Annotated in this window: 16 protein-coding genes; 13 read left to right on the forward strand and 3 right to left on the reverse strand. The window is 65.7% G+C overall.

Annotation, left to right across the window (positions count from 1 at the left end; genetic code table 11):
* Positions 1-58: 58 nt before the first annotated feature.
* Entirely contained in the window at positions 59-616 is a 558-nt protein-coding gene (locus ACCQ05_RS03540) for a CcdC protein domain-containing protein (protein WP_228963015.1), read from the forward strand.
* Between the two features lie 137 nt (positions 617-753).
* Here the strand turns inward: ACCQ05_RS03540 and ACCQ05_RS03545 are convergent, their stop codons facing one another.
* Positions 754-1,428, reverse strand: coding sequence for an OmpW/AlkL family protein (locus ACCQ05_RS03545; RefSeq protein WP_228963016.1), 675 nt, complete (start codon positions 1,426-1,428; stop codon positions 754-756).
* A gap of 50 nt (positions 1,429-1,478) precedes the next feature.
* Positions 1,479-1,727, reverse strand: coding sequence for a hypothetical protein (locus tag ACCQ05_RS03550; RefSeq protein WP_228963036.1), 249 nt, complete (start codon positions 1,725-1,727; stop codon positions 1,479-1,481).
* On the opposite strand from ACCQ05_RS03550, the gene ACCQ05_RS03555 reads away from it, so the two are divergent.
* The 6 genes from ACCQ05_RS03555 (at position 1,665) to ACCQ05_RS03580 (ending at position 9,167) form a co-directional block, all read left to right on the forward strand.
* Positions 1,665-2,132 (forward strand): DNA-deoxyinosine glycosylase, encoded by a 468-nt coding sequence (locus tag ACCQ05_RS03555; RefSeq protein ID WP_228963017.1) that lies wholly within the window; start codon positions 1,665-1,667, stop codon positions 2,130-2,132. The two genes, ACCQ05_RS03550 and ACCQ05_RS03555, sit on opposite strands and share 63 nt — an antisense overlap.
* Before the next feature lie 168 nt (positions 2,133-2,300).
* Positions 2,301-3,059 (forward strand): DUF2884 family protein, encoded by a 759-nt coding sequence (locus ACCQ05_RS03560; RefSeq protein ID WP_372360310.1) that lies wholly within the window; start codon positions 2,301-2,303, stop codon positions 3,057-3,059.
* Between the two features lie 127 nt (positions 3,060-3,186).
* Complete coding sequence (locus tag ACCQ05_RS03565) at positions 3,187-4,950, forward strand: dihydrolipoyllysine-residue acetyltransferase (protein ID WP_228963018.1); 1,764 nt, start codon at positions 3,187-3,189, stop codon at positions 4,948-4,950.
* Positions 4,947-5,594 carry a hypothetical protein gene (locus tag ACCQ05_RS03570; protein ID WP_372392954.1) on the forward strand — a complete coding sequence of 216 codons (648 nt, stop codon included), beginning with the start codon at positions 4,947-4,949 and terminating at the stop codon, positions 5,592-5,594. Before ACCQ05_RS03565 ends, ACCQ05_RS03570 begins: the two co-directional genes overlap by 4 nt.
* 16 nt (positions 5,595-5,610) lie before the next feature.
* Entirely contained in the window at positions 5,611-7,437 is a 1,827-nt protein-coding gene (gene lpdA / locus ACCQ05_RS03575; RefSeq protein ID WP_372392955.1) for a dihydrolipoyl dehydrogenase, read from the forward strand.
* A gap of 452 nt (positions 7,438-7,889) precedes the next feature.
* On the forward strand, positions 7,890-9,167 hold the full coding sequence (locus tag ACCQ05_RS03580; protein WP_372392956.1) for a Xaa-Pro dipeptidase: 1,278 nt from the start codon (positions 7,890-7,892) through the stop codon (positions 9,165-9,167).
* Positions 9,168-9,399: 232 nt separating this feature from the next.
* On the opposite strand, the gene ACCQ05_RS03585 is transcribed toward ACCQ05_RS03580, so the two are convergent.
* Positions 9,400-10,212 (reverse strand): hypothetical protein, encoded by an 813-nt coding sequence (locus tag ACCQ05_RS03585; RefSeq protein WP_228963022.1) that lies wholly within the window; start codon positions 10,210-10,212, stop codon positions 9,400-9,402.
* 631 nt (positions 10,213-10,843) lie between these two features.
* Between ACCQ05_RS03585 and ACCQ05_RS03590 the strand changes: the two genes are divergently transcribed.
* The 6 genes from ACCQ05_RS03590 to atpA all read left to right on the forward strand — a co-directional run bounded on the left by ACCQ05_RS03590 (position 10,844) and on the right by atpA (position 15,121).
* Positions 10,844-11,209: a hypothetical protein gene (locus ACCQ05_RS03590; RefSeq protein ID WP_104535274.1), complete on the forward strand. Its 366-nt coding sequence runs from the start codon at positions 10,844-10,846 to the stop codon at positions 11,207-11,209.
* 25 nt (positions 11,210-11,234) lie between these two features.
* A complete protein-coding gene (atpB, locus tag ACCQ05_RS03595) occupies positions 11,235-12,035 on the forward strand; it encodes a F0F1 ATP synthase subunit A (protein WP_104540770.1) in 801 nt (266 codons plus the stop codon).
* A 73-nt stretch (positions 12,036-12,108) separates the two neighbouring features.
* Positions 12,109-12,411 (forward strand): F0F1 ATP synthase subunit C, encoded by a 303-nt coding sequence (gene atpE, locus ACCQ05_RS03600; protein WP_002814105.1) that lies wholly within the window; start codon positions 12,109-12,111, stop codon positions 12,409-12,411.
* Positions 12,412-12,524: 113 nt separating this feature from the next.
* Positions 12,525-12,995 carry a F0F1 ATP synthase subunit B gene (locus ACCQ05_RS03605; protein ID WP_053502091.1) on the forward strand — a complete coding sequence of 157 codons (471 nt, stop codon included), beginning with the start codon at positions 12,525-12,527 and terminating at the stop codon, positions 12,993-12,995.
* Between the two features lie 3 nt (positions 12,996-12,998).
* Positions 12,999-13,526 (forward strand): F0F1 ATP synthase subunit delta, encoded by a 528-nt coding sequence (locus tag ACCQ05_RS03610; protein WP_228330935.1) that lies wholly within the window; start codon positions 12,999-13,001, stop codon positions 13,524-13,526.
* A 47-nt stretch (positions 13,527-13,573) separates the two neighbouring features.
* Entirely contained in the window at positions 13,574-15,121 is a 1,548-nt protein-coding gene (atpA, locus tag ACCQ05_RS03615; RefSeq protein ID WP_228330936.1) for a F0F1 ATP synthase subunit alpha, read from the forward strand.
* The last annotated feature ends 103 nt before the right edge of the window (positions 15,122-15,224 follow it).

Raw genomic sequence — 15,224 nt, forward strand, 5'->3', positions numbered from 1 at the left:
CCCCGCTGACGCGCACGTAGTAGCGTTGGCGGTCATCCATTCCGGCGACCTGCGTCCCATGCCTCTGCTGCTTGCCATCCCGCTGGCCGTGATCATTGCCCTGGCGGTGTTCGCGGTGCTGTTTCCGTTGTCGTTGCTGCAGCGCTTTCGGGTCGGCACCGCGCGTCGCCAGGCGCGTGGCTGGTTGCTGATGATCAACCTGGCGTCGGCGGTGGTGTCCAGCGTGTTGTTTGTCGTCTTCACCCTGATTGCCGCGGCGTTCTGGCCAGGTGCGATCAGCCATGCCGCCTTCGGCTGGGCCTGCGGGCTGGTGCTGGGGGTCGTCGCTGTGCGCCTGACTCGCTTCGAGCGCACCGCGCAGGGCCTGTTCTACCGCCCCAACCTGTGGCTGGTGCTGGCACTGACGGTGCTGGTGGTGGTGCGGGTGATCGCCGGCATGGTGCAGGGCTGGCGCAGTACATGGCAGGGCGTGGCGTGGCCTGTCGAGGGCTGGCTGAGCCATGCCAGCCTGTTGGGCGCGGCGGGCGTGTTGCTCGGTTATGCACTCGCCTATGCCACCTTGCTGTGGTGGCGCTGGCGCAACGCACGCCTGCGCGGCAGCGTCTACTGGCGTTGAGTCATCGAGCCATCGAACCGCAGCGCATGCAGGCAAAAGTGCCCGCAATATCAGTTCGTCAGCGCGCCTGGCGTACAAAAAAAACGGGCCTTGCGGCCCGTTTTTCCATCACACACCGGTTGCTGGACGACGATCGCTTAGAAGCGGGCGCCGATACCGAAGCCGACGGTCCACGGATCCAGTTCCAGCTCGCTGCCGGTGCCCTGGCCGCCGACGCGCAGCTCCGGACGCGAACGCATGTAGCGGGCGTCGGCGCGTGCGAACCAGGTGGAGTTGATGTTCATGTCCACGCCAACGGTGCCGATCACGCCCTTGGCTGTATCCAGGCCAACGTGCTGGCCGTTCGGCGAGGCCGCGTCGATCTTCTCGTTGCTGAAGTTCGATTCGTAGTAACCCACGCCCACGAACGGACGGAACACGTTGTCGGCCTGGCCGAAGTGGTACTGGCCGCTGATGGCGATCGGCTGCTGCTCGACGGTCCCCACCTTGCCCACGCCATCGGCGTTGACGCGGTGATTGAACTTGTCGGCTGCGCCCCACACTTCGACGGCCCAGTTGTCATTGATGTAGTAGCTGGCGCTCAACGTCGGTGCCGGGCCGCCATCGACGTCCAGGCCCGGAGCGGGATCGTTCTTGGGATCCAGCAGTGCCACGCCACCGACCACGGCCCAATGCTTGCCGGACGCGGTGTCGCCGCTGCTGGAAGAAGTCGAGGAGGTATCACCGGTATAGGTGGTGTCCTGCGCGAACGCGGACGGTGCAATCGCAAGTGCGGATACAGCAGCCAGGCTCAGGATGGAAATGGAACGCATGAGGGTCTCCTCGTCTTGTTGTTGGGCCCGTGGAGTGGGCCGCGCCAAAACTATTCCCAAAAATCTGAATCCACGCCTACCTGCGGCCCGCTAAAATTCCGTTTGTTCAGGAACGCTCCGAAGAAGGCCGTGGTTGCGCGATGCAGGCTGAAAAACACATTCACGCAGATGCGATCGCCGTGACGAAAAACGACGCATGCGAAGGCTTGCCAGCGCATATTCGCCGCGATTGCCGTGTGCTCGTAGTGGGTTCGATGCCAGGCGTCGCCTCGCTGCATGCAGGCCAGTACTACGCGCATCCACGCAATCGTTTCTGGCCCTTGATGCATGCCCTGTTGGGCATTGATACAGCAACAAGCTATCCGGCCCGCCTGCAGGAATTGAATGCGTGCGGTGTTGGCGTGTGGGACGTGATCGGCCAGTGCGAACGACGCGGCAGCCTGGATGCGTCCATCGTCGCGGACAGCATCGTGGTCAATCCATTGCCCGCCGTGCTGGCCACGCTGCCGCGGCTGCGCCTTGTGGCCTGCAATGGCGCTGCGGCCGCGCAGGCCTGGCGCCGGCATGTGCACCCGCTACTGTCGGCCGACGCGCGCGCGGTGGCGATGATGGCCTTGCCGTCCACCAGCCCGGCCAATGCCGCCTGGTCCCTGCCTCGCCTGTCCCAGGCGTGGCAGCCGCTACGCGATGCCGTACAGGACTGATGCGGCGCGCGCCTGCGGGCACATCATCGGCCATGCAGGGCCTGCAGCCGCGCCTATCGCCATGTCATCGGCGATGCTCCGGCCGCCAGAAGTCATGCCAGCCTCCGGCACATGGTGATGTGCGGCGCCCGCGCCCATGCTGCACCCGGCATCCAAGGGAGTGGCGACATGACGATCGGGCGTACGCTGGCGGGAGCAACGGCCGTGTTGCTGGGCATGGCCGGTGCGATGCCGGTGGCAATGGCCGACGAGTTGCACTGCAATGTCAGCAGCGACTACGACCTCACCCTGTCTGCGCGCAGCGTCATTTTCATCCGCGACGCGGATGCGCCGCGGCGGCTGGTGCTGCGCCAGGGCGCTTTGTTCGTCGACGATGCCTGGGTGGCGCTGAGCGCGGACGATCGCGATCGGCTGATCCGTTTCGAACGGCAGACCCGCGAGGTGGTGCCGTTGGCGCAGCAGGTCGGGCGCGAGGCTGCCGATATCGCGATCACCGCACTGGGCGAGGTGGCCGCCGGCTTCAGTCGTGATCCGGAGGCGACGCGCACGCAGCTGACCGGCGTGCGCGAGAAGATCGATCTGCGTTTGCAGCAGAGTTTTGCCAACAGTCAGCTCACTGCCATCGACGTCGATGACGACATCGGTGCACTGGTCGCCGAACTCTTGCCGCAGCTGATCGGCGATGTGGTTGCCGGCGCAGTGCAATCGGCGCTGACCGGAAACGCGGAGCGGCTGCGCTCGCTCGATGGCCTGGAACAGCGCATCGAGCGCCTGGTCGAGCCGCAGGCACGCGCATTGCGGCCGCGCGCGCAGCAGCTGTGCACCCAGGTCGAGGCGCTGGATGCGCTGGACAATGCGCTGGCGTATCGTCTGCCATCGGGTGCGCCATTGCAGCTGTTGCAGGTGGATCGACGCGCGTCGAAATGATCCTGCAACCGCGTATGCAGACACTGCATTCCGCCCGGCAAGCGATCTTTTCATCGGCAATGGTTGGCGCTGCGGCCCGTGGCCGGCCACAATAGGGGTTTCCCCATCTGTTGCCGGAGTTCCCCGTATGGCCGAAATCAAGGAAGCACTTGTCCCCGATATCGGTGACTACAGCGACGTCCCGGTAATCGAGGTGCTGGTGTCGGTCGGCGATACGGTCAGCAAGGACCAGAGCCTGGTCACGCTGGAATCGGACAAGGCCACCATGGAAGTGCCGTCGTCGGTGGCCGGCGTGGTCAAGGAACTCAAGGTCAAGGTCGGCGATTCGCTGTCGCAGGGCGCCCTGGTGGCATTGATCGAAGTGGCCGATGCTGGCGCCGACACTGCCGCCAAGCCAGCGCCTGCCGCTGCGCCGGCCAAGGCCGCCCCTGCTGCCGCCCCGGCGCCGGCCGCCAAGGCCGAACCGGCCGCCGCCAAGCCCGCCGCATCCGACGGTGGCCTGGTCGAGGCGCGCGTGCCCGATATCGGCGACTACACCGACATCCCGGTGATCGAAGTGCTGGTGGCCGTGGGCGATACCGTTGCCAAGGACCAGAGCCTGGTCACGCTGGAATCGGACAAGGCCACGATGGAAGTGCCGTCCTCGGCCGCCGGCGTGGTCAAGGAACTCAAGGTCAAGGTCGGCGACACCCTCTCGCAGGGCAACGTGGTGGCGATCATCGCCGCCAGCGATGGCGGCGCCGGCGCAGCGCAAGCGCCGGCCAAGGCCAGCACCGAAACCGCCGAAACCGCCGACAAGGTGGAACCGGTCGCCGTGCCGGCCGAGCCGGACAAGCTGGCCCAGCGCGAGATCGCGCAGGTGCAGGGCGGCCGCTCCGGCGCCGTGACGCAAGGTGGCCAGCCGTCGGCCGGCAGCCCGTCCAGCCCGCCGGTGACCTTCGATGCCGACAGCGTGCTGCCGTCCAAGGTGGCCTATGCCAGCCCGGTGGTGCGCGTGTTCGCGCGCGAGCTGGGCGTGGACCTGAACCAGCTCAAGGGCAGCGAAAAGGGCGGCCGCATCACCCGCGAAGACGTGCAGCGCTACGTCAAGGCCGCCCTGACTGGCGGCGCACCGGCCGCAGCCGGCGGTGCAGCAGCCGGCGGTGGCAATGGCCTGAACCTGCTGGCCTGGCCGAAGGTGGACTTCAGCAAGTTCGGCGAGACCGAAACCCAGCCGCTGTCGCGCATCAAGAAGATTTCCGGCGCCAACCTGGCGCGCAACTGGGCGATGATTCCGCACGTCACCCAGTTCGAACAGGCCGACATCACCGACCTAGAAGCGCTGCGCGTGGCGCTGAACAAGGAGAACGAGAAGGCGGGCATCAAGCTCACCATGCTCGCCTTCCTGGTCAAGGCCAGCGCCGCGGCGCTGAAGAAGTTCCCCGAGTTCAATGCCTCGCTCGATGCGGCCGGTGAAAACCTCACCCTGAAGAAGTACTTCCACATCGGCTTCGCCGCCGACACCCCGAACGGCCTGGTCGTGCCGGTGATCCGCGACGTCGACAAGAAGGGCGTGTTGCAGATCGCCCAGGAAAGCGGTGAGCTGGCCAAGAAGGCGCGCGACGGCAAGCTGGGCCCGGCCGACATGAGCGGTGGCTGCTTCTCGATCAGCTCGCTGGGCGGCATCGGCGGCACTGCGTTCACCCCGATCATCAATGCGCCGGAAGTGGCGATCCTGGGCGTGTCCAAGTCGGCGATCCAGCCGGTGTGGAACGGCAAGGAATTCGCGCCCAAGCTGATGCTGCCGCTGTCGCTGAGCTACGACCACCGCGTCATCGACGGCGCGCTGGCGGCCCGCTTCACCACCTACCTCAGCCAGGTGCTGGCCGACATGCGTCGCGTCCTGCTGTGAGGCGCACATTGCTGACGATCGCCGTGCTCGGCGTGCTGCCATGGGCCGGCGCGGTCGCACGCGAGTGCGACAGCACCCTGGGGCGCGGCTGGCCGCCGGCGGTGGGCAATTACGGCACCGCCGTCACCACCCTGCTCGATGGCGGCAGCAAGCCGGCGCTTGCGCTGTTGACGCTGCCCGTGCGCGGCGTGGAAAGCGGCGTGTCGCTGGTACCGGGCAAGGAAGGCGCCGACTGGACCCTGCGGCATAGCCGCGCCGACGAGCGCGTCTACAGCTGGCTCAGCGAGGCTGGCCGCGGCAGCGTGCAGTTCCGCACCGAACAGACGCCGGAAACGGTCGAGATCCCCATTCCGGCCGCCCTGGCCAGGCGCCTGGTCAGCAACTGGACCACTGCCTTGACCCAGCTGGCTCCCACTGGCCGCACCGCACCGGTCACCGAAGGCGAGGTGATCTCGTTCCAGGTCGAAGGCGTGCGCTACAGCGGCGCCCGCCCGAGCTGCGGTGCCGGCGAGCTGCTATTGCAGCAGGCCGCGCTGCTGATCGAGGCCAGCGAAGGCAAGGAAAAGAAGCGCGACAAGCGCTGGACCCAAATCGAATCGTCGCTGGATGAACTCCAGCAGGCGCTTGCCGGCACGGCCGGTTGAGCTACAGGAGAAGCAAATGGCGGTCATTGAAATCAAGGTTCCCGACATCGGCGATTACAGCGATGTCCCCGTCATCGAAGTGCTGGTCGCCGTCGGCGACAGCGTGGCCAAGGACCAGGGCCTGGTGACGCTGGAGTCGGACAAGGCCACGCTGGAAGTGCCGTCCTCGGCTGCCGGCGTGGTCAAGGAACTCAAGGTCAAGATTGGCGACACCCTGTCCGAAGGGGCGGTGGTGCTGCTGCTGGAAACCGAAGGCGAGGCCGCTGCGCCGGCCAAGGCCGAGACCAAGGCCGCTGCGCCTGCTGCGGCCCCCGCGACCGCCGCACCCGGCAGCAAGCCGCCAGTGACCCCATCGCACCGCGCTCCGGCCGAACCGGCCGCGCCCAAGCCGGCGCTGGCCAGCGGCAAGGCCGCCGATATCGAATGCAAGATGGTGGTGCTCGGCGCCGGCCCCGGTGGCTACACCGCTGCCTTCCGCGCCGCCGACCTGGGCCTGGACACGGTGCTGATCGAGCGCTACGCCAGCCTGGGCGGGGTCTGCCTCAACGTCGGCTGCATTCCGTCCAAGGCGCTGCTGCATGCCGCTGCGGTGATCGATGAAGTGGCCCATGCCGGCGACTTCGGCGTGGACTTCGGCCAGCCCAAGATCACCCTGGACAAGCTGCGCGAGTACAAGGAAAAAGTGGTCGGCAAGCTGACCGGCGGGCTGGCCAGCATGGCCAAGCAGCGCAAGGTGCGCACCGTCACCGGCGTGGCAACGTTCGTCTCGCCCAACGAACTGGAGATCGTCGGCGACGACGGCAAGACCCAGTTGCTGCGCTTCGAGCACTGCATCATCGCCGCCGGCTCGCAGGCGGTGAAGCTGCCCAACTTCCCGTGGGACGACAAGCGCGTGATGGATTCCACCGACGCGCTGGAACTGCAAGACATCCCCAAGAGCCTGCTGGTGGTCGGCGGCGGCATCATCGGCCTGGAAATGGCCACGGTGTACAGCGCGCTGGGCAGCAAGGTCACCGTGGTCGAGTTCATGGATCAACTGATGCCGGGCGCCGACAAGGACCTGGTCAAGCCGTTGGCCGATCGTTTGAAGAAGCAGGGCGTCGAGGTCCATCTCAAGACCAAGGCCACCGACGTCAAGGCCGACAAGAAGGGCATCACCGTTGGTTTCGAAGCAGCCGCCGAGGGCGAGAAGCCGGCGTTGGATGCGACCACCTATGATCGCGTGCTGGTCGCCGTGGGCCGCTCGCCCAACGGCAAGAAGATCGGTGCGGACAAGGCCGGTGTCACCGTCACCGAACGTGGCTTCATTCCGGTGGATCGGCAGATGCGCACCAATGTGCCGCACATCTTCGCCATCGGCGACATCGTCGGTAACCCGATGCTGGCGCACAAGGCCACCCACGAAGGCAAGCTGGCCGCCGAAGTGGCTGCCGGCGAGAAGAAGGAATGGGTGGCGCGGGTGATCCCGTCGGTGGCGTACACCAACCCGGAAATCGCCTGGGTCGGCGTCACCGAGACCGAAGCCAAGTCCAAGGGCCTGAAGGTCGGCGTGGCCAAGTTCCCGTGGGCCGCCAGCGGCCGCGCGATCGGCATCGGCCGCACCGAAGGCTTCACCAAGCTGATCTTCGACGAGGACACCCATCGCGTCATCGGTGGTGCGATCGTCGGCGTGCATGCCGGTGACCTGCTGGCCGAGATTGGTCTTGCCATCGAGATGGGCGCCGAGGCCGAAGACATCGGCCACACCATCCATGCGCACCCGACCCTGAGCGAGTCGGTCGGTATGGCGGCCGAGGTCTACGACGGCACCATCACCGACCTGTACATTCCGAAGAAGAAGTAGGCACCGCACACGCGGCGCTGCCAACCACGCCCCGCCTCGCGCGGGGCGTCGTCGTTATGGGCGCAGGGGCGCGTTATCGCCGCGGCCATGGACAGTGTCGTGCGGTTCGCGCCGTGGGCGACGCCTGGGCGCACGCGGTGTGTCTGCGTGCGCGGATTTTTTCCGGTACTCGTGCGCGGTACGCAGTGCCATGTGGCCACGTGGACTGGCGGCTGCGCTTGATGGCATGCGTCGACAGGGCGATCCGCGGCAGGCCGATTCCGCAGCGCATCTGGCAGGCGGGGCAGACTGGTGCGTGGCGACATCGCATCGCTCGCGCGTTCGACAGGGGCGCCGCCACCGCGCAAGGCGACGCCCTCGTGCGAGATCGCGCATCTGGCGCTTGCGCAGCCCGCAGCGCGCTTGCACCATCGGTGCGCGGACACCCCGTTCGCACCTCAGGGACGACCCAGATGTCGAAGATGCGTTTGCCGGCGTTGCTCGCCGTTGCCAGCTGCCTGTGTGCGTCGTGGGCTGCGCAGGCACAGACCACCGTGATCACCGCCGCGCGCCTGCTGGACGTGCAGGCCGGCCGCTATGTGCAGGCGCCGCAGATCGAAGTGGTCGCCGGCCGCATCACCCGCGTCGGTCGGCAGGGCGATCCGCTGCCGGCGCAGGCGCAGCGCATCGATCTGGGCACGTGCACGCTGTTGCCGGGCCTGATCGACATGCATGTGCATCTCACCGTGGATCCCACCCTGGGCGGCTACAAGGGCCTGGAATTCACCGACAACTTCTGGACCGTGGTCGGCGTGGCCAATGCGGCAAAGACGCTGCGCGCCGGCTTCACCACCGTGCGCAACGTCGGCTCGCTCCACTATGATGATGTCGCGCTCAAGCAGGCGATCGAACGCGGCACCGTGCCCGGCCCGCGCATCGTGCCGGCCACCTACGGCATCGGCGCGACCGGTGGGCATTGCGACGCCACCGAGTTTCCGCCGTCGGTCACCGTCACCGGCCCCGGCGTTGCCGACGGGCCGGACGCGATCCGCGCCGCGGTGCGCACGCTGCGCAAGTACGGCGCCGAAGTGATCAAGTTCTGCGGCACCGGTGGCGTGTTGTCCAAGACCGACAGCGTGGGCGGGCAGCAATACAGCCTGGAGGAAATGCGTGCGCTGGTGGACGAGGCGCACCGGCTGGGCCTGAAGGTCGCCGTGCATGCGCACGGCAGGTCTGGCATCAACGATGCGATCCGTGCCGGTGCCGACACCATCGAACACGCCAGCCTGGCCGACGCCGAGTCGTTCAAGCTCGCCAAGGCGCATGGTACCTGGTTCTCGATGGACATCTACAAAGACGACTACATCCTGGCCGAAGGCGAGAAGAACGGATTGTTCGCCGAGTCACTGGAGAAGGAACGGCAGGTCGGCCGCAAGCAACGCGAGACCTTTCGCGCCGCGCATGCGGCCGGCGTCAAGCTGGTGTTCGGCAGCGATGGCGGGGTGTACCCCAATGGCGACAACGCACGCCAGTTCGCCAAGATGGTGGAGTGGGGCATGACCCCGCTGGAGGCGATTCGCGCCGCCACGGTGGACGCTGCCGACGCGCTGGGACGCAGCGCCGATGTCGGCGCCGTGGTGCCGGGACGCTACGCAGACCTGATCGCGGTCGATGGCGATCCATTGCAGGATGTGAGCGTGTTGACGCGCGTGCAGGACGTGATCAAGGGTGGCCAGCGCGTGGCGGAGTGAGCCCGCTGCCTCCCACGCTGCAGGCGACGCTACCGCCGTTGGCACCCGCGCAGCGACACATTCGGCGGGAAATGCTGCGGCCATTGCCGAAGCGGCGCCTGCCTCGGCGTCCCGGCATGCAACGGCTGCTGGCGTCAGTCGCTGCACCTGCCCCTGACGTGATGCCTGCAGCGCTCAAACGACAACGCCCCGCGCGAGGCGGGGCGTCGTTGGTACAACGTGGATGCGTGGATCAGAACGCGAAGGTCACGCCTGCCACCGGGCCCTTGAATTCCTGCTTCAGGCCGATCAGGCCGTCGCTGCCGCGCTGGTCGACGTCGAGCTTGAACCAGTCGTAGCCGGCGAAGATGCCGAAGTTCTTGGTGAAGCGGTATTCGGCCATCGCGTTGGCACGGCTCAGATCGCCTTCGTAATCGCCGAAATCGCCCCAGCTGGTGTTGAGGTACTGGCCCTGCACATTGAACAGCCAGTGCTCGCTCGGACGCGCGGTGAAGCGGATGCCCACCACCGGCGCAGCGCCGTCTTCGCTTTCGTCCACCACGTCGCCGCTGAACACGCTGCCCAGGTCGGCGTAGGCATTGGCCTCGACCTTGGCGTATTCGGCGCCGATCTGCAGGCCCAGGCTGAATTCCGGCGAATCGATCACCGAGTAGTCGTACACCAGAGTGGCCACCTGATACTTCAGCTCGCCCTTGATGAAGCTACCGGACGGCACGGTGACGCCACCGGCGCTCAGGTCCTGGGTCAGGGTCTCGCGGCGATCCTTGTCGTACTTGAAGTAGTCGAAGATCAGGCGCTGACGGGTGCTGATGCGGAACACGCCATCCACGCGCGGCTCCCATTCCTTGCCGCCCAGCTTGAAGTCTTCGTTGACCGAAACGTTGTTGCCGGCCAGCAGCGTGTTGCCGCGGATGGTGTTGTCGTTGTCGACATTCATTGCACCGAGGCGGAGCTGGAAGCGGTCATCGGTGTCTTCGGCGTGTACGGGCGCGACATAGGCGACGGCCAGCACGCACGGGATCGCCAGTGCGAGGAGGTGTTTCATGGGAGCTCCGAATTCTTGGAATGGTCAGGCCGTTGAGCCAGTGGCGCGCACTATCGATAAGCCGGCGTCTTCCAAAAGTGAAGGCCTCGTCGCACACCCGTGAAGGCAGACATAGCAATCGGACAAAACGGTCCGCATCGTCAACAGGCATGGGCATCGCACACCGATGACCCTGTTTCTGACGCGCCGTCTGGCACCTGCAAAGTGTGCGTCAGCGCATACCGCGCAGTACGGTCAATCATGCAGATTGCGCAACCTGGTCGGCTGAATGCGCGCGGCCAGAACGGGTGCACGGCACCTGCGGAGCGCAAACGATCATGCGCTGCAGCGGATTGGCCCGTCGGTGGGAAGGTCGCGGCGCGCGACATTGCGTAAAAAGCAGGAGCCCCGGTCTCCCAGGGCTCCCAGACGCGGCCTGCGGTGCCACCTTTCGACGAGGATGTGCAGGCCTCGCGGGTTACGACCGCCGGTTTGTGGCAAAGTTCCCGCCGGTTGCTGCGACGTCCACTTGGTGCGCCGCAGCAAGTTATGACTTCCCCCGGTTGTCTCGCAATTTGTCCCATTGCTATACTTTCGCGGCTCGACGAGGCGCAACTGCGCTTCCCACTCATTCACACCTAAGGTAACCGTAGTGCTGAACTCCGTTGACGCGGGTCGGCGGTTGATGCTGCGCGCTGCGGTATATCCGCTTGCCGCCGTAGCTATAACCAGTCTGGGGTTGCTGCTGGTCGGTCCCGGTTACTCTGCCGGTCTGGCACTGACCGGGTTTGCGACGGTACTGGGTGGTTGGGTTGCGGCACGTACCGCGCTCGGGGGCGGTATCCAGGCGGCCGGCATTGCCATGGTCCGGCTGATCCTGGCGATGGTGTTGAAGTGGGTGTTGGTTTTCGTGGCGCTGGCGCTTGGCTTCGGCCTGTGGCGGCTGCCCCCTCTGGCTCTGTTGGCAGGTATCGCCATCGGGCTGATTTTTCAGGTTCTGGCTCTGGCCAGGCGTTGATCCGAACTAAAAGGGCTACGTACACATGGCGGGCGAGGCAGCAACACCTACCTCCTATATCCAGCACCACCTGCAGAACCTGATCTATCCGGTTCGCGAGGGTGGCGGTACGTTCTGGACCATCCACCTCGATACGCTGATCATGGCCGTGCTGATGGGCCTGGTCATGGTGCTGGCGTTCTGGACCGCGACCCGCAAGGCCACCGCCGGTGTTCCGGGCAAGTGGCAGGCCTTCGTGGAGATCTGCCTGGAGTTCGTCGACCGGCAGGCCAAGGACACCTATCACGGCACCAGCAAGCTGGTGACCCCCATCGCGATCACCATCTTCTTCTGGATCCTGTTGATGAACCTCATCAAGATGATCCCGGCCGACTTCATCGCCATCCCGCTGGGCTGGGCAGGCATCCACGCCTGGAAGCCGGTGCCGACCGCCGACGTCAATGCCACCTTGGGCATGTCGATCAGCGTGTTCTTCCTGATGATCTTCTTCTCGCTGCGCTCCAAGGGCGTGGGCGGCATGACCAAGGAATTCCTGACGGCGCCGTTCGGCAAGTGGATGATGCCGTTCAACCTGCTCCTGAACATCGTCGAATGGCTGAGCAAGCCGATTTCGTTGGCGATGCGACTGTTCGGCAACATGTTCGGCGGCGAGATCGTCTTCCTGCTGATCTGGGTGCTGGGCGGTGCGGGCATCGCCGGCATGGTCGCTGGCGGCGTATTCGGCCTTGGCTGGATGCTGTTCCACCTGTTGGTGATTCCGTTGCAGGCCTTCATTTTCATGATGCTGTCGATCGTGTACCTGAGCCTGTCGGAAGACAGTCACTGAGTTTCGTTGCACCCTTCATACGCTTCATCCCGGTTCATCCATCACCCTTAGAAACTTTCGTTCGGAGATCACCATGTACCTCGCCGTCCTGACCAACCTCGCTCAAGTCCAGAGCTCCACCGTCCTCGCCGTCGGCATCATGATCGGCCTGGCCGCGCTGGGTGCCGGCCTCGGTCTGGCCATCATGGCTGGCAAGTTCCTGGAATCGGCTGCACGCCAGCCGGAACTGATCCCGGTGCTGCAGGTGCGCATGTTCATCACCGCCGGCCTGATCGACGCCGCGTTCATCATCAGCGTCGCTGTCGGCCTGCTGTTCGCCTTCGCCAACCCGCTGGCCCAGGTGTTCATCGAGCGTCTGTCGCAGGCCGCCGGCTGATCCAGCGGTTGCAGGATGTGGAGGCAGCCGTTGCGGTTGCCTCCGCGGATGAAGGTCGGAAAGCGTTGCCCGTGCGGCGGCGCTTTCACCCCTAAACAGCGATTGAGCGACCCATGGATATCACCCTTACCATCTTTGCCCAGGCGCTGGCCTTCGCCGGTCTGATCTGGATCGTCGCGACCAAGATCTGGCCGCCGCTGCTGCAGGCGATCGAAGAGCGTCAGCAAAAGATCGCCGAAGGTCTGGCTGCTGCCGATCGTAGTCAGAAGGATCTGGCGCAGGCGCAGGAAAAGGTCAACGAAGCATTGAAGGACGCACGCACCAAGGCCAACGAGATCATCGATCAGGCCCACGCGCGCGCCAACCAGATCATCGAAGCGGCCAAGCTGGAGGCAATTGCCGAAGCCAACCGTCAGAAGGAGCTGGCCCAGACCGAAATCGACGCCTCTGCCACCCGTGCCCGCGAAGAACTGCGCAAGCAGGTCTCGGTGCTGGCGGTGAGCGGCGCCGAGAAGCTGCTCAAGCGCGAAATCGACGCCAACGCCCACAAGGCGCTGCTCGACGAGCTGGCGGCGGAGATTTGATCGATGAGTCAGGCCCTCACACTTGCCCGTCCCTACGGCCGTGCCGCGTTTGCGATCGCGCGTGAGGGCGGCAGCTTCGCGCCCTGGTCCGATGCGCTGGCGTTCTCGGCGCAGGTGGCCGGCGACCCGCGCGTGGCCGCGCTGCTGCTCAACCCGGCGCTGCGCCCGGACCAGGCGGTGACGTTGCTGGCGCCGCCGCAGGCCGGCGAAGACTATCTGCGTTTCCTCGGCCTGCTGGCCGATGCGCAGCGGCTGTCGCTGCTGCCGGAAGTGGCTGGGCTGTACGAACAGCTGCGCGCCGAAGCCGAACACGTGGTCAAGGCCACGGTGACCTCGGCCAGCGAGATGAGCCCGGCCGAGCTGGACACGATTGCGGTAGCACTGAAGAAACGCTTTGGCCGCGAGGTGGACATCACCACCGCGGTGGATGCTTCGCTGATCGGCGGCGCGGTGATCGACACCGGCGACGTGGTCATCGACGGCTCGCTGAAGGGCAAGCTTGCGCGTCTGCAAAGCTCGCTCGCCCACTGAATTCACATAAACGCACGGCCCTCGCGGCCGGCACCTAGGACTGAACGATGGCAACCACGCTCAACCCCTCCGAAATCAGCGACCTGATCAAGACCCGCATCGAGACGGTGAAGCTGTCCGCGGAGTCGCGCAACGAAGGCTCCGTGACCAGCGTGTCCGACGGCATCGTGCGCATCTTCGGCCTGGCCGACGTGATGCAGGGCGAAATGATCGAACTGCCCAACAACACCTTCGCCCTGGCGTTGAACCTGGAGCGCGATTCGGTTGGCGCGGTGGTGCTGGGCGACTACGAGAACCTGCGCGAAGGCGACGTGGCCAAGACCACCGGTCGCATCCTGGAAGTGCCGGTGGGTCCAGAGCTGCTGGGTCGCGTGGTCAACGCACTGGGCGAGCCGATCGACGGCAAGGGCCCGCTGGGCGCGACCCAGACCGCACCGGTGGAGCGTGTTGCGCCGGGCGTGATCTGGCGCAAGTCGGTCGACCAGCCGGTGCAGACCGGCTACAAGTCGGTCGATGCGATGATCCCGATCGGCCGTGGCCAGCGCGAGCTGGTCATCGGCGACCGCCAGACCGGCAAGACCGCGCTGGCGATCGATGCGGTGATCAACCAGAAGGGCACCGGCATCAAGTGCGTGTACGTGGCGATCGGGCAGAAGGCCTCGACCGTTGCCAACATCGTGCGCAAGCTCGAAGAGAACGGCGCGCTGGCGCACACCGTGGTGGTGGCCGCGACCGCGTCCGAGTCGGCTGCGATGCAGTACATCAGCCCGTACGCCGGCTGCACCATGGGCGAATACTTCATGGACCGCGGCGAAGACGCGCTGATCGTGTACGACGATCTGTCCAAGCAGGCCGTGGCCTACCGCCAGATCTCGCTGCTGCTCAAGCGTCCGCCGGGCCGCGAAGCCTATCCGGGCGACGTGTTCTACCTGCACTCCCGCCTGCTGGAGCGCGCCGCGCGCGTGTCCGAGGAGTACGTGGAGAAGTTCACCAACGGTGCGGTGACCGGCAAGACCGGCTCGCTGACCGCGCTGCCGATCATCGAAACGCAGGCCGGCGACGTGTCCGCGTTCGTGCCGACCAACGTGATCTCGATCACCGACGGCCAGATCTTCCTGGAAACCGACCTGTTCAACGCCGGTATCCGTCCGGCCGTCAACGCCGGTATCTCGGTCTCGCGCGTCGGTGGTGCGGCCCAGACCAAGATCATCAAGAAGCTGTCCGGCGGCATCCGTATCTCGCTGGCGCAGTACCGCGAGCTGGCGGCATTCGCGCAGTTCGCCTCGGACCTGGACGAAGCCACCCGCAAGCAGCTCGAGCGCGGTCAGCGCGTCACCGAGCTGATGAAGCAGAAGCAGTACGCGCCGATGTCCATCGCCAACCAGGCGCTGTCGATCTATGCCGTCAACGAGGGCTACCTCGACGACGTGCCGGTCAACAAGCTGCTGGCGTTCGAAGAAGGCCTGCACGCCCACTTCGCCAACACCCAGGGCGAGTTGGTCAACAAGATCAACAGCACCGGCGGTTGGGACAACGACATCGAGGCCGCGTTCAAGAAGGGCATCGCAGAGTTCAAGACCACGGGCAGCTGGTAAGGGCGCCGGGATTTGGGATTGGGCATTCGGGATTCGTAGGAGCGGTGGTTCGGGGCGTTGGCTGATACCGAGTCCTCGCCTTTCATTCCCAGAAGTTAGGCAT

This window comes from Xanthomonas sp. NCPPB 3582 (genome assembly GCF_041475735.2).
In the GTDB taxonomy this organism is placed as follows: Bacteria; Pseudomonadota; Gammaproteobacteria; order Xanthomonadales; family Xanthomonadaceae; genus Xanthomonas; species Xanthomonas codiaei.